Raw genomic sequence first — 12,612 nt, 5'->3', positions numbered from 1 at the left:
CGCTGTAGGAGCGGCTTAAGCCGCGAAGCTAACAATCCCTGCGCCGCAGCGTAGCCTTACACAACAACCCGCGCGCGCAGCGAGTTGCTCAGTGCTTCGGTGATGACCACATCGACAAATTGGCCGATCAGGCGCGGGTGGCCGGAGAAGTTCACCGAACGCATGTTCTCGGTCTTGCCGGTCAGCTGGTTCGGATCTTTGCGCGACGGGCCTTCAACCAATACCGTCTGCACGGTGCCGACCATGCGCTCGGAAATGCCGGCGGCATGCGCACTGATGTGGGCCTGCAACCGCGACAGCCGCGCGTGCTTGTCGGCATCGCTGAGCGTGTCTTCCAGATCGGCTGCCGGGGTGCCCGGTCGGCGCGAATAGATGAAGGAGAAGCTCTGGTCGAAGCCCACGTCTTCGATCAGCTTCATGGTCTTGTCGAAATCGGCATCGGTCTCGCCGGGGAAACCGACGATGAAGTCCGAGCTGATCGAGATATCCGGGCGTACTGCACGCAGCTTGCGGATCTTGGCTTTGAACTCCAACGCGGTGTAACCGCGCTTCATCGCACTGAGAATGCGGTCGCTGCCGGCCTGTACCGGCAGGTGCAGGTAGTTGGCCAGTTTCGGCACGTCGCGGTAGGCGTCGATCAGCGAATCGCTGAATTCCAGCGGGTGCGAGGTAGTGAAGCGGATGCGTCCGATGCCGTCGATTTCGGCCAGGGTGCGGATCAGCAGGCCCAGGTCGGCAATCTCGCCGTCGCCGTACGGGCCACGGTAGGCATTGACGTTCTGGCCGAGCAGGTTGATCTCGCGAACGCCTTGTTCGGCGAGCTGTGCGCACTCAACCAGCACGTCCTCGAACGGGCGGCTGACCTCGGTGCCGCGGGTGTAAGGCACCACGCAGAACGAGCAGTATTTGGAACAGCCTTCCATGATCGACACGAACGCCGAGGCGCCTTCGGCGCGCGGCTCGGGCATGCGGTCGAACTTCTCGATCTCCGGGAAGCTGATGTCCACCTGCGGCTTGTTCTGCTCGCGGCGGGCACGGATCAGCTCCGGCAGGCGGTGCAGGGTCTGCGGGCCGAACACCAGGTCCACATACGGCGCGCGCTTGATGATGGCTTCGCCTTCCTGCGAGGCCACGCAGCCGCCGACACCGATGATGACGTTGCGGCCGCCGGCCTTCAGTGCCTTCCAGCGGCCGAGCTGGCTGAACACCTTCTCCTGCGCCTTCTCACGGATGGAGCAGGTGTTGACCAGCACCACGTCGGCTTCTTCGGGGTTGTCGGTCAGCTCCAGCCCTTCGGCCTCGGCGAGCACGTCGGCCATCTTGGTCGAGTCGTACTCGTTCATCTGGCAACCGTGGGTCTTGATGTACAGCTTGCCGCGCGCGCCGCCGGCAACCTTCGGCTTGACGCCGGGCAGGGGAATCAATTCAGGAGTGGTCATTTCAACAGGCGGCGCGGCAGAGCCGGCCGTGATCGGCAGGGGAGAGGCTGGCGTCCCGGGCATGGTGCTTATTCCAGACGGGTGGGCGGGCTGGCGGCCAAGGGCCGGCATCGAAGCGGCCTATTGTATCGGCCGGGGACGATCAAGGGCGGAACGGCGGCGTCAAATACTTGGCAAGCCCCGGTGAAGCTGGGAGACTCCCGCCCATGAAGGGGATATTGGGGATCACCGGCATTCTGGTTGCTGCATTGGTCGCCCTGCCGGCCAGTGCCGGCACGCTGTACAAGTGCATTGGCAGCGATGGAATTCCGAATTACGTCAACAAGCGCGTCAGCGGCGCCAGCTGCAGCGTGGTCAGCAGCTATCGCCCCTCCTCGGGCGGCGCGCGCCATCCTGCGGTTCCAGTACCGGCGCCTGTACCCGTGTCAGCGCCCGTGGTGGGCGCCGCCGCCAACGCCGAAGCCAGCCCCACGAGGGTAGCCGCCCAGATTGCCTCCCCCGCCGTTGCCGCAACACCGGCACCCGCTGCCCCGGCCAGCCGAGCGCAACGCGTGGTCAGCGGGCAGGTCTACTCCTATATGAAGGACGGCGTGCGCCACTACACCAGCGCCCGCCCGGCGCAGGTGGCCAGCATCGGCGCGGTACGCACGATCAATTACAGCTACATCGAGCGCTGCTTCGCCTGCGGCGTGCAGTCGGGCGTGAACTTTGGTTCGGTACGCCTCAACACCCAAGCGTTCAATACCGAAATCGCCGCCGCCGCCCGTGAGTTCGGGGTGGAAGAGGCGGTGGTCCGCGCCATCATCCACGCCGAGTCGGCGTTCAATCCCACCGCGCTCAGTCGCGCCGGCGCGCAGGGCTTGATGCAGCTGATGCCAGCGACCGCACGTCGATTCGGTGTGACCGATTCTTACGACAGCGGGCAGAACATCCGTGGTGGCGTGCAGTACCTGTCCTGGTTGCTGCGTCGTTTCAACGGTGACCTGACCTTGGCGGCGGCGGGCTACAACGCCGGCGAAGGCGCGGTGGATCGTCATGGCGGCGTGCCTCCTTACAAGGAGACCCAGTACTACGTCAGGCGAGTGGCACAGCTGGCTGATCGCTACCGGGGCGAGCAGGCTTCGCGGCAGTAACCGGGTTGTTCCTGTTGCAACAGGCCGTGACAAATTGCGCGGACTGGTGTTTGATCGCGTTGTGCGGGCGTTAAGCGTTCCGCTACACTCGCGAACGATTTGTTTCAGAGCGGGCTGGCCCCCACCAGACTGCTGGCAGCCTTAAGCTACCTAATCAATATCGGAGTGCCGGATGGCAAACGATGGGGTAAACGATCCAGTCAATACCGGCCGTCGGCGGTTTTTGACAGCGACCACCGCGGTGGTCGGAGCAGTTGGCGTCGGCTTTGCAGCAGTCCCTTTCATCAAGTCGTGGAATCCCAGCGCTCGCGCCAAGCTCGCGGGCGCGCCGGTGACCGCAGACATCAGCGCGCTGCAGGAAGGCCAACGGCTGATCCTGGAATGGCGCGGCCAGCCCATCTGGATCGTCAAACGGTCCAAAGCCATTCTCGATGCGTTGCCAACGCTGGACAGCCGCTTGAAGGACCCTGAGTCCGGCAACGTGGATCAGCAGCCGGCATATGTGCTCAAGGCCAACCCCGAGTACCGCTCGATCAAGCCCGATGTATCCGTGCTGGTCGGCCTGTGTACCCATTTGGGGTGCTCGCCGGAAATGGTTGCCGAAATCCGCCCCGAGCCGTACGACGCACAGTGGAAGGGCGGCTACTTCTGCCCCTGCCACAAGTCGCGCTTCGACATGTCCGGGCGTGTGTTCCAGGATGTGCCGGCGCCGATCAACCTGCTGGTGCCGCCGCACCATTACACGGACGACAACACCATCGTCATCGGCGTTGATCCGCAGGGGGCTGCCTGAGCATGGCCAACATTCTTGTTCGTACCGCCACCGGCGTCGCCAACTGGGTCAATGAGCGTGCCCCGGGCCTGATGCCGGTGTATCGCAAGCACGTCAGCGAGTATTACGCGCCGAAGAATTTCAACTTCTGGTACTACTTCGGCTCGCTGGCGATGGTGATTCTGGTCAACCAGATTCTCACCGGCATCTTTCTTACGATGCACTTCAAGCCTAGCGCCGCCGAGGCCTTTGCCTCGGTCGAATACATCATGCGCGACGTGGAGTGGGGCTGGCTGATCCGCTACATGCACAGCACCGGCGCCTCGCTGTTCTTCATCGTGGTGTACCTGCACATGTTCCGTGGGCTCATGTACGGCAGCTACAAAAAGCCGCGCGAGCTGGTCTGGATCCTGGGCATGCTGATCTACCTGGTGCTGATGGCCGAAGCCTTCATGGGCTACGTGCTGCCGTGGGGCCAGATGTCGTTCTGGGGCGCCAAGGTCATCATCTCGCTGTTCGGCGCCATTCCGGTGATCGGCAACGGCCTGACCGAATGGATCATGGGCGATTACCTGCCCGGCGATGCCACCCTCAATCGTTTCTTCGCGCTGCATGTCATCGCACTGCCGCTGGTGCTGTTGCTGCTGGTGGTGCTGCATCTGGGCGCGCTGCACGAAGTGGGTTCCAACAACCCGGACGGCGTGGAGATCAAGAAGGGGCCCAAGGGCAACCGCTGGTCGTCGAATGCGCCGGCTGACGGCATTCCGTTCCACCCGTATTACACGGTCAAGGATCTGGTTGGCGTCGGCTTCCTGCTCACGCTTGCGGCCTTCATCATCTTCTTCGCGCCGGCCTTTGGTGGCCTGTTCCTGGAGCATGACAACTTCACCGAAGCCAATCGCCTGGTGACGCCAGAGCACATCAAGCCGGTCTGGTACTACACGCCGTATTACGCGATGTTGCGGGTGGTGCCGAACAAGCTGGGCGGCGTGATCGTGATGTTTTCGGCCATCGCCATCCTGTTCCTGGTGCCTTGGCTGGACAAGGCCAAGGTCAAGTCGATCCGCTACCGCGGCCCGATTTCCAAGGTGATGCTGGGCATGCTGGTGGTGTGCTTCCTGTGGTTGATGGTGATTGGCTCTGGCCCGGGCACGGCAATCTGGGAAACCTGGGTGGGCCGCGTACTGACCTTCCTGTACTTCGCCTTCTTCATCACCATGCCCCTATGGACAAAACTCGACAGCACCAAGCCGGTACCGGAACGGGTGACGACGCATGACTGACAAGTGGATGGTGCGGCTGGTACTGGCCGTCGCGGTGTTGTTCGGTGGGTCGGCCTTGGCTGCTGAAGGCGGCAAGCTGCAGCAAGCGGGCAATGACCTGGGTGACCAGGCCTCGTTGCAGCGCGGTGCGCAGGCTTACATGAGCTATTGCTCGGCCTGTCACTCGCTCAAATACCTGCGTTATTCGCGGATGGCCGAAGATCTGGGCCTGAGCGAAGAGCAGGTAATGAACAACCTCAACTTTACCGACGCCGCTTTTGGTGAGCAGATTCAAGTGGCGATGCCGCATGACGAAGCCACCAAGTGGTTCGGCAAGATGCCGCCGGATCTAAGTCTGATCGCCCGTGTGCGCGGCACCGATTGGATCTATAGCTACCTCAAGTCGTTCTATCTGGACGAGTCGCGGCCGTTGGGTTGGAACAACTCGGTATTCCCCAATGCGTCCATGCCCAACCCGCTGTGGGAGCTGCAGGGCATCCAGCACGCCATCCACGGCAAGCCGGAGCAGGAAGGCCTGGAGCCGCCGGTGGTGGGCTTCACGATGGGCCAGCCGGGCAACGTGGATGCGCGGGAATACGACAGGACGGTGCGTGACATCACTAATTTCCTGGAGTACGCAGGCGAACCGGCCGCCCTGAAGCGGCAGAGTCTGGGTGTATGGGTGGTGCTGTTCCTTGCGCTGCTGACGTTCTTGGCCTATCTGGTCAAGGCCGAGTATTGGAAAGACGTTCATTGAGCGGCGCGGCAAGCCGAGTGAACGGGGGCCTTGGCAACAGTGCCTGCCGATTGGCACACTCAGAGGACCGAGGCAACCACAGGCAATGGGCCGGTGGTGCCGCAAGGCTGGCGGATTCCGGCCGTTGGAGAGCCTTTGATGGCGGCGAGTGTGCGTATGCGTAATACCCTGACTTTGTTCTCTGCCAACGACGATGTGCTTTGCCATCGTGTGCGGCTGGTGCTGGCGGCCAAGGGCGTGAACTACGACTTGGTGCCGGTTGACGCGCAGAATCCGCCGGAAGATCTGATCGACCTCAATCCCTACCATTCCGTGCCAACCCTGGTTGAGCGCGAGCTGGTGTTGTATGCGGCATCCGTGGTCAGCGAATACCTGGACGAGCGTTACCCGCATCCGCCGTTGATGCCGGTGGATCCGCTGTCGCGCGCGCGCCTGCGTCTGGCGATGCTGCGCATCGAGCACGATTGGGTGCCGCAGGTGCAGGCCATCCAACTGGGCAACAAAACCCAGGCCGAGGCGGGGCGCAAGCGCTTGAAGGAATTGGTGGCGCAGTCGGTGCCGCTGTTCAAGGCGAGCAAGTTCTTCCTCAATCCGGAAATGAGCTTGGCTGACTGCGCGATTGCGCCGATCATCTGGCGTCTGGAGTCGCTGGGCATTCCGTTGCCCAAGGACGGCAAGCCGATCGAGGACTATGGCAATCGCCTGTTCCGCCATCCGGGCTTCGTCCGCAGTCTGACCGACCAGGAAAGGAAGCTGCGCGAGCTGCCCGGCGGCTGAGTTGTCAGGCCGTCATCGCGGCGGCCAGTGACACCCAAAAGCATGGATGCCGGCTGTATGTCGGATCATCGGACGCCGCCTGAGGGCGGCGTTCATGCATCAATGCCAAGTACACTTGTCACATGACTGAAGAAACTTTCCGTATGAGCAGCCATCGCCCGTATCTACTGCGGGCGTTGGTGGAGTGGATCAACGACAACGGCATGACACCGCACCTGATGGTCGATGCCGGCGTGCCGGGTGTGCAGGTGCCACCTACTGCGGTCAAGGAAGAACGCGTTGTGCTCAACATTGCCGAGCGGGCGGTCATGCGCCTGCATATCGACAATGATGCGGTGAGCTTCACTGCGCGTTTCTCCGGGACCAGTTTCGCGGTGCATGTGCCGATTGCAGCGGTGCTGGCCGTGTATGCGCGTGAGACCGGACAGGGCATGGCGCTGCCGGACGATATTCCGGGTGCCGAATTGAGCGTCGATGACGATCTGCCGCCTGATTCCACGCCGCCGGATGCACCACCGCCGCCACCGGCAGGCAAGCGCCCGCATCTGCGCGTGGTCAAGTAATCCGCTCGCTACCGCCACCGAAAGGTGGCGGTTTTCGTTGGAGGAACGGTATTTGAGGAACGGCATAAGTCGCGAAGCGGAGGCTCCGTGCGCGCGCTGCATTCGCAGTTGTGGAATGCCTGGTCGCTGGCCTTCGCAATGGTTGTCACGTTGCGAGCTTCGTGGCTAAAGCCGCTCCTACCAAGGTTGCAGAGCCACTGTAGGAACGGCCTTGGACGCGAAGCTATTGGTTTGCGGGCTCGAATAGCACCCGCAATTGCAGATCACTTGATGGCAGCCCTCTCCGACGCGGGCGGCATCGCCAGCGCGCGGCCGAAGCCGCGCCCACAGCGACGCTGGAATCAAACGTCCTCGGCTTCTTCCGTGCTCTTGCGCAGGCGGCCGATCTGGGCGGCCGACGGGCCGGTGAAAGAGATCAGCTGGCCGCCGCGCAGCACCAGGCGGCCGGTATGGCGGTCGACGCCGTCGTAGGAATAGTCGAAGCGGAAGCTGCGCTCGAAGCCCAGCCAGCCGCTGGGCAGGCGGCGCAGGCGCAGGCCGGTGGCGTGCACGCTCTGGTCCAGCCATTGCACATCGGCCGCGCGGCAGGCATTGCGGCCAAGTTCGGTGGCGCGGTCAGCGGCGGCGCGGGATCGATCCCAGGCAGCAAAACCAATCGCACCGACGATCATCAAAATAAGCAGGGTAGGCATGCCGATACTGTAGGGCATCCCATCGCCCTTGGCGCAGCATCATTTCGTTCCAAAAACGGACATTGAAGCGACGGCGATTGGCACAGCACTTCCGCAGATAGCGGCCGGAGCCTGTCAGTGTGTGGGCGGTACAGGGGTCGGCTCGTCCGACAGTGGCGGCAACGGCGTTGCGGACTGGGATGCAGGTGCTTGCTCGGGCGCCAAAGCAGGTGCCGGAGCGGTGGCGGTCAGCTTCAGCAGTGCCGCCCAGTCCTGACGGTTGAGGTTGCACTCCTCCTCGTGGCCAGGCGAGCAGCCCTGTTCGGTGATCGAAGCCGTGGCTTGCGTGTTGTTGGCTTTGGGCAGTTCGAGCAGGCCGGTGCGATCCAGTGTCAGCTTGCGCATCACCACGGAGTTGGCGACGTTGCCGCCGACCAGATACAGCGTGCGGTCGCCGCCGACGTTGGCACCGATGACCACTTCGCAATGCGATTTCCAGTTGCCGGCGCGGCCGGTGCCCAGTGCTTCGATCAATCCAGCGTAGTTCAACGTGCTGCTGCGGTTGCGCAGGAAACACAGCATGTCGCCGGGGGCAGGTTTCTCGGCGCCCGGATCAGCCAGGCGATAGGGCGAGCCGTTGGCGCCGCCTTGATAAGCGGCGCGGATGTAGTCGATATGGCGCGGTGAGCGATTGAAGCCCGGCACGCCGGCGCGGGTCATTACCCAGGAGATGAAAGCCGCCGACCACGGGTTGTCGATCAGGAACGCACGGCAGTCGCTGTCGGTGTAGCGGTTGCCTGCCGACTGCATGCAGCTGGTGGCGCCGGGAATGGCGCCCATCGGCGACAACGTGCCGCTTTCACGCCAATAACCGGCGACGCGCTGCCAGGCGATCAGGCCGTTGTCGGCCAGGTGTTCGGATTCGGCTTCGGTGACGCCGAGGCTGGCGATGCGGCCATCGCGGTCAATGAAGGGGCGATACCACAGCCGATGTTCGTCGCAGGCGGCACGGACGATGGCCTTGGCCGCCTCGCTGACGCCGAACCGCACGGGAATGTCGCAGGCCTCGACCGCCGCAGCGGAGAAGGCGGGGACGAACAGGGCAAGGCCGCACAACAAGGATCGGTACGCCACATCGGACTCCGCGGGGGTGCAGGGGGAGTGTTGCAGTTGAGGTTGTGTGGATGCCGTGAGCGCGGCTGCAGGAAGTGCGCGCGGTAACGCTGCATCGGTGGCATCGATGAAGACTCAGCCCGGTGGCGGGCCGAGTTTCAGTGACAGATCGATGGCCTGCACGTGCTTGGTCAGACCGCCGATGGATATGCAGTCCACGCCGTCTTCGGCAATCGCGCGCAGGCCGACCAGGTCAACGCTGCCGGAGACCTCCAGCGGAATGCGTCCGGCAGCAATGCGCACGGCATCGCGGCGCATGGCCGGGGTGAAGTCGTCGATCAGGATGCGTTCGCAACCGGCGGCGAGGGCTTCTTCAAGCTGCTGCAGGTCTTCCACTTCCACCACCAGCGGCAACTGCGGCTGCTGCGCGCGTGCGGCCTGCACGGCGGCGGTGAGCGAGCCGGCGGCGCGGATGTGGTTTTCCTTGAGCATCACCGTGTCGAACAGGCCGATGCGGTGGTTGTCGCCACCGCCGCAACGCACCGCGTATTTCTGCGCCAGGCGCAGGCCGGGCAGGGTTTTGCGGGTGTCGAGAATGCGCGCCTTGGTGCCAACCACTGCGGCCACATGGCGCGCGGTAATCGTGGCAGTGCCAGACAGGGTCTGCAGGAAATTGAGCGAGGTGCGCTCGGCACTGACCAGGCTGCGGCTGCGGCCCTGCAGGGTCGCCAGCACGGTGCCGGCCTTGACCGCGTCACCTTCCAGCACCCGCCAGTGAATCTGTACGTCCGGGTCGAGCGCGCGGTGGGTGGCGTCGAACCACGGCCGGCCGGCGATCACCGCATCCTGCTTGCACAGTAGATAGGCGATGTCGGCGCTGTCGGGCAGCAGGGCGGCAGTGACGTCACCGCTGCCGATGTCCTCGGCCAGGGCGCGGGCGACATCGGCGTCGATCTGTTCCTGCGGCGGGGCAAGCGGCGGGTGCGGCAGCATTACTTGCCCGGGAAATCGGTGATCTGCGCGGTATCGATGGCCTCATCGGCCAGCAGCACCGGGATGCCGTCTTCGACGCGGAACACCTGTTTGCGGTCACGGGTGACCAGGGCCTCGCGCAGCGCCTCGGTCTGGGCAGTGCCGTCGGTGCGGCTGACAGTGCCGGCGGCGATAGCGTGGTTCAGCGCGTCCAGGCCAGCGCTTTCCAGCTGGGCCAACGGCTGGCGGGTGTCCGGGGAGACAAGCAGGTCGAGCAGTTTGCGATCCATCAGGTCGTGGTCTTGCGGGGAAGGCGGCTAGAATACGTCTTTGCAGCAGGTGACGGCCAATGACCCCCAACCCCTCCGTGCCGCTTGTCGGCATCGTCATGGGTTCCCGTTCCGATTGGGAAACCATGCAGCACGCTGCCCAGAAGCTTGATGCGCTGGGCGTTCCGTATGAAGTGAAGGTGGTTTCGGCGCATCGCACGCCGGACGTACTGTTTACCTACGCCGAGCAGGCCGGTCCGCGCGGGTTGCGCGCGATCATCGCCGGTGCCGGTGGTGCCGCGCATCTGCCGGGCATGCTGGCCGCCAAGACCGCCGTGCCGGTGCTGGGCGTGCCGGTGCAGTCCAAGGCGCTGAACGGTATGGATTCGCTGTTGTCGATCGTGCAGATGCCGGCCGGTATTCCGGTCGCCACCTTCGCTATCGGTAACGCCGGTGCCTCCAATGCCGCGCTGTTTGCCGCCGCAATGCTGGCACCGGAACAGCCGACCATCGGTCAGGCGCTTGAGGCATTCCGCACGCGCCAGACCGACGATGTGATGGCTGCGGACGACCCGCGCCAATGACTACGGTAGGCATCCTGGGCGGCGGGCAACTGGCCCGCATGATGGCGTTGGCCGGTGCCCCGCTGGGCCTGCGCTTTGTGGTGTTCGATCCCGCGGCAGATTCCTGCGCCGGGCAAGTCGCGCCGCTGCAGGTGGGGGCGTTCGATGACACCACCGCGTTGGCTGAATTTGCCGCCAAGGTGGATGTGGTCACTTTCGATTTCGAGAACGTTCCGGCTGCCAGCGCGCGCTGGCTGGCAGAGCGCAAGCCGGTGTTTCCGAACCCGGCCGCATTGGCGGTGGCGCAGGATCGCCTGAGCGAAAAGACCTTGTTCCAAGAATTGGGGATCGCGCTGCCGCCGTTCGCCGATATCCGCAGCCGCGACGAGTTGGCTGCCAAGGTGGCTGAGTTCGGCATGCCGTGCATTCTCAAGACACGTCGCCTTGGCTACGACGGCAAAGGCCAGTTCCGTATCCGCAATGCCGCCGATATCGACGCCGCGTGGCAGGTGCTGGGTGCGCAGGTCGAAAAGACCGGTTTGATCCTGGAAGGCTTCGTCGCGTTTGATCGCGAAATCAGTGTCGTTGCCGTACGCGGCCGCGATGGTGAGTTCCGCGCATGGCCGCTGACCGGCAACTGGCATGTGGACGGCGTGTTGTCGGCGAGCTTGGCGCCGGCAACGGTTTCGACTGCACAGCAGGAAACCGCGATCGCCTATGCACGTCGTGTGGCTGAGCGGCTGGATTATGTCGGCGTGTTCGCGCTCGAATTGTTCTGCCGTGGCGATGCGCTGCTGGCCAACGAGATGGCACCGCGTGTGCACAACTCCGGTCATTGGACCAGTGATGGCGCCGAAACCTCGCAGTTTGAAAACCACCTGCGCGCGGTGCTGGGTTTGCCACTGGGCGACACCCGCATGCTGGGCCATGCCTGCATGCTGAACTGGATCGGGCAGATGCCGGATGCCGGTCCGGTGTTGGCTGAGCCGGGCGGCCATTGGCATGACTACGGCAAGCAGTCGCGCGAAGGCCGCAAGGTCGGTCACGCGAACCTGCGTGATGACTCGGCGACGGCGTTGGCGGATGCGCTGGAACGCGTTGGTGCTGCGCTGGGTGTTCCGGAGCAGGTGGCGCCGGTGCTGGAAACGCTGCGCCGCTGAGGCGCAGTCGTTACACCGCCATAAGGTCCTCGGGCGTAACGTCTCCGGCACTTCAACCGGAGACGTCCCATGTTGGATTGGAATGAATACCGCCGTGAACTGAAAGGCCGCATCGGCGAGCTGGGCAAGTTGTCGCCCGATACCCTCAAGGGCTATCTCACGCTCAGCGGAGCGGGTGCGCAGACCGCGCATCTGGACGGCAAAACCCGCGAACTGATTGCACTGGCCGTCGCCGTGACCACCCGCTGCGATGGCTGCATCACCACGCATGTCGATGCAGCGTTGAAACAAGGCGCCAGTCGCGAGGAAATTGCCGAAGCGCTGGGCGTTGCGGTTGCACTGAATGCCGGCGCTGCGCTGGTGTATTCGGCGCGCGTGCTGGACGCGGTCGCCGCCCATGATTGAGTCCGCGCGATAGAGCGCAGCCATGCTGCGCTGAGGCGCTACTGACAATGCCGTTGTGCTGACCTCGGCACAACGGCGCTACGCAATTCAGCGCAACTGTGCGCTGACGAAATCCCAGTTGACCAGTTTCCAGAACGCCTGCAGATAGCGCGCGCGCTCATTCTGGTAATCGCTGTAATACGCGTGTTCCCACACATCGCAGGTCAATAGCGGCGTGCTGTCGCCGGTCAGTGGCGTATTGGCGTTGCGCGTGGTGGTGATGGCCAACTTGCCGTCCGGGTGCTGCACCAGCCAGGCCCAGCCTGAGCCGAAAACGGCCATCGCGGCGCGGTTGAATTCCTCGCGCAGCTTCTGCACATCACCGAACTGCAGATTGATGCGTTCGGCGAGTGCGCCGTGTGGGTCATCGCCTGCGCGCGGGTGCAGGCATTGCCAGAAAAATGCGTGATTCCATGCCTGTGCGGCGGCCTCAAACAAACTGCCTTGGCTGTTGCGGACGATGTCCTCCAGCGGCATGTCGTCCATTTCGGTGCCGGCGATGCGCGCGTTGACTGCATCCACATAAGCGCGGTGATGGCGGCCGTGGTGCAGGTCGAGGGTTTCGGCCGACATGTGCGGTTGCAACGCGGTGCGGGAATAGGGCAATTCAGGCAGTTCTACGGGCATGGGACATTCTTTTCGAGGTGAGGGCGCCGGGAGTGGGCCGGCTCGGCTTACAATTGGCGGCCACGGAAAGTCTATCCGACCAGGACAGGC

General features: G+C 63.8%; 15 protein-coding genes. 9 read left to right on the top strand and 6 right to left on the bottom strand.

The genetic code is table 11. The features are described from left to right. Positions 1-56: 56 nt before the first annotated feature. Positions 57-1,502 carry a tRNA (N6-isopentenyl adenosine(37)-C2)-methylthiotransferase MiaB gene (gene miaB / locus ACREP4_RS02700; RefSeq protein ID WP_431594649.1) on the bottom strand — a complete coding sequence of 482 codons (1,446 nt, stop codon included), beginning with the start codon at positions 1,500-1,502 and terminating at the stop codon, positions 57-59. 143 nt (positions 1,503-1,645) lie between these two features. On the opposite strand from miaB, the gene ACREP4_RS02695 reads away from it, so the two are divergent. From ACREP4_RS02695 to ACREP4_RS02670, 6 genes are all read left to right on the top strand, one after another. Next, positions 1,646-2,572: a lytic transglycosylase domain-containing protein gene (locus ACREP4_RS02695; RefSeq protein ID WP_431594648.1), complete on the top strand. Its 927-nt coding sequence runs from the start codon at positions 1,646-1,648 to the stop codon at positions 2,570-2,572. 172 nt (positions 2,573-2,744) lie between these two features. Continuing rightward, complete coding sequence (petA, locus tag ACREP4_RS02690; RefSeq protein WP_431594647.1) at positions 2,745-3,365, top strand: ubiquinol-cytochrome c reductase iron-sulfur subunit; 621 nt, start codon at positions 2,745-2,747, stop codon at positions 3,363-3,365. 2 nt (positions 3,366-3,367) lie between these two features. After that, entirely contained in the window at positions 3,368-4,627 is a 1,260-nt protein-coding gene (locus ACREP4_RS02685; protein WP_431594646.1) for a cytochrome b, read from the top strand. Beyond that, positions 4,620-5,363: a cytochrome c1 gene (locus tag ACREP4_RS02680; RefSeq protein ID WP_431594645.1), complete on the top strand. Its 744-nt coding sequence runs from the start codon at positions 4,620-4,622 to the stop codon at positions 5,361-5,363. The genes ACREP4_RS02685 and ACREP4_RS02680 overlap by 8 nt, the downstream gene beginning before the upstream one ends. A 138-nt stretch (positions 5,364-5,501) precedes the next feature. Continuing rightward, positions 5,502-6,140, top strand: coding sequence for a glutathione S-transferase N-terminal domain-containing protein (locus tag ACREP4_RS02675; protein WP_431594644.1), 639 nt, complete (start codon positions 5,502-5,504; stop codon positions 6,138-6,140). Positions 6,141-6,262: 122 nt separating this feature from the next. After that, a complete protein-coding gene (locus ACREP4_RS02670) occupies positions 6,263-6,703 on the top strand; it encodes a ClpXP protease specificity-enhancing factor (protein ID WP_431594643.1) in 441 nt (146 codons plus the stop codon). Positions 6,704-7,044: 341 nt separating this feature from the next. Here the strand turns inward: ACREP4_RS02670 and ACREP4_RS02665 are convergent, their stop codons facing one another. From ACREP4_RS02665 to ACREP4_RS02650, 4 genes are all read right to left on the bottom strand, one after another. Then, complete coding sequence (locus tag ACREP4_RS02665) at positions 7,045-7,395, bottom strand: DUF3301 domain-containing protein (protein WP_431594776.1); 351 nt, start codon at positions 7,393-7,395, stop codon at positions 7,045-7,047. A gap of 114 nt (positions 7,396-7,509) precedes the next feature. Beyond that, positions 7,510-8,508, bottom strand: coding sequence for a DUF2272 domain-containing protein (locus ACREP4_RS02660; protein ID WP_431594642.1), 999 nt, complete (start codon positions 8,506-8,508; stop codon positions 7,510-7,512). A 114-nt stretch (positions 8,509-8,622) separates the two neighbouring features. Continuing rightward, positions 8,623-9,480 (bottom strand): carboxylating nicotinate-nucleotide diphosphorylase, encoded by an 858-nt coding sequence (gene nadC, locus ACREP4_RS02655; protein WP_431594641.1) that lies wholly within the window; start codon positions 9,478-9,480, stop codon positions 8,623-8,625. Further along, positions 9,480-9,749, bottom strand: coding sequence for a Trm112 family protein (locus ACREP4_RS02650; RefSeq protein WP_431594640.1), 270 nt, complete (start codon positions 9,747-9,749; stop codon positions 9,480-9,482). Before ACREP4_RS02650 ends, nadC begins: the two co-directional genes overlap by 1 nt. Before the next feature lie 59 nt (positions 9,750-9,808). Here ACREP4_RS02650 and purE point away from each other — a divergent pair, with 59 nt between their 5' ends. The 3 genes from purE to ACREP4_RS02635 all read left to right on the top strand — a co-directional run bounded on the left by purE (position 9,809) and on the right by ACREP4_RS02635 (position 11,856). Continuing rightward, complete coding sequence (gene purE, locus ACREP4_RS02645) at positions 9,809-10,312, top strand: 5-(carboxyamino)imidazole ribonucleotide mutase (protein WP_431594639.1); 504 nt, start codon at positions 9,809-9,811, stop codon at positions 10,310-10,312. Continuing rightward, a complete protein-coding gene (locus ACREP4_RS02640; protein WP_431594638.1) occupies positions 10,309-11,451 on the top strand; it encodes a 5-(carboxyamino)imidazole ribonucleotide synthase in 1,143 nt (380 codons plus the stop codon). The genes purE and ACREP4_RS02640 overlap by 4 nt, the downstream gene beginning before the upstream one ends. Positions 11,452-11,520: 69 nt before the next feature. Then, positions 11,521-11,856: a carboxymuconolactone decarboxylase family protein gene (locus ACREP4_RS02635; RefSeq protein WP_431594637.1), complete on the top strand. Its 336-nt coding sequence runs from the start codon at positions 11,521-11,523 to the stop codon at positions 11,854-11,856. An 87-nt stretch (positions 11,857-11,943) separates the two neighbouring features. On the opposite strand, the gene ACREP4_RS02630 is transcribed toward ACREP4_RS02635, so the two are convergent. Beyond that, positions 11,944-12,522, bottom strand: a complete 579-nt coding sequence (locus ACREP4_RS02630; protein WP_431594636.1) for a superoxide dismutase — start codon at positions 12,520-12,522, stop codon at positions 11,944-11,946. Positions 12,523-12,612: the final 90 nt, after the last annotated feature.

The organism is Stenotrophomonas sp. (genome assembly GCF_050737575.1).
GTDB lineage: Bacteria > Pseudomonadota > Gammaproteobacteria > Xanthomonadales > Xanthomonadaceae > Stenotrophomonas.
The sequence above is the reverse complement of the archived record's forward strand: the minus strand, read 5'-3'. Positions and strand labels throughout refer to the sequence as shown.

Coding starts and splice junctions, on each gene's coding strand:
- ACREP4_RS02650 (WP_431594640.1), bottom strand. CDS start 9,749: ATGGATCGCAAACTGCTCGACCTGCTTGTCTCCCCGGACACCCGCCAG.
- petA (WP_431594647.1), top strand. CDS start 2,745: ATGGCAAACGATGGGGTAAACGATCCAGTCAATACCGGCCGTCGGCGG.
- ACREP4_RS02670 (WP_431594643.1), top strand. CDS start 6,263: ATGACTGAAGAAACTTTCCGTATGAGCAGCCATCGCCCGTATCTACTG.
- ACREP4_RS02665 (WP_431594776.1), bottom strand. CDS start 7,395: ATGCCTACCCTGCTTATTTTGATGATCGTCGGTGCGATTGGTTTTGCT.
- miaB (WP_431594649.1), bottom strand. CDS start 1,502: ATGCCCGGGACGCCAGCCTCTCCCCTGCCGATCACGGCCGGCTCTGCC.
- ACREP4_RS02685 (WP_431594646.1), top strand. CDS start 3,368: ATGGCCAACATTCTTGTTCGTACCGCCACCGGCGTCGCCAACTGGGTC.
- ACREP4_RS02630 (WP_431594636.1), bottom strand. CDS start 12,522: ATGCCCGTAGAACTGCCTGAATTGCCCTATTCCCGCACCGCGTTGCAA.
- purE (WP_431594639.1), top strand. CDS start 9,809: ATGACCCCCAACCCCTCCGTGCCGCTTGTCGGCATCGTCATGGGTTCC.
- ACREP4_RS02675 (WP_431594644.1), top strand. CDS start 5,502: ATGGCGGCGAGTGTGCGTATGCGTAATACCCTGACTTTGTTCTCTGCC.
- ACREP4_RS02640 (WP_431594638.1), top strand. CDS start 10,309: ATGACTACGGTAGGCATCCTGGGCGGCGGGCAACTGGCCCGCATGATG.
- ACREP4_RS02635 (WP_431594637.1), top strand. CDS start 11,521: ATGTTGGATTGGAATGAATACCGCCGTGAACTGAAAGGCCGCATCGGC.
- nadC (WP_431594641.1), bottom strand. CDS start 9,480: ATGCTGCCGCACCCGCCGCTTGCCCCGCCGCAGGAACAGATCGACGCC.
- ACREP4_RS02695 (WP_431594648.1), top strand. CDS start 1,646: ATGAAGGGGATATTGGGGATCACCGGCATTCTGGTTGCTGCATTGGTC.
- ACREP4_RS02680 (WP_431594645.1), top strand. CDS start 4,620: ATGACTGACAAGTGGATGGTGCGGCTGGTACTGGCCGTCGCGGTGTTG.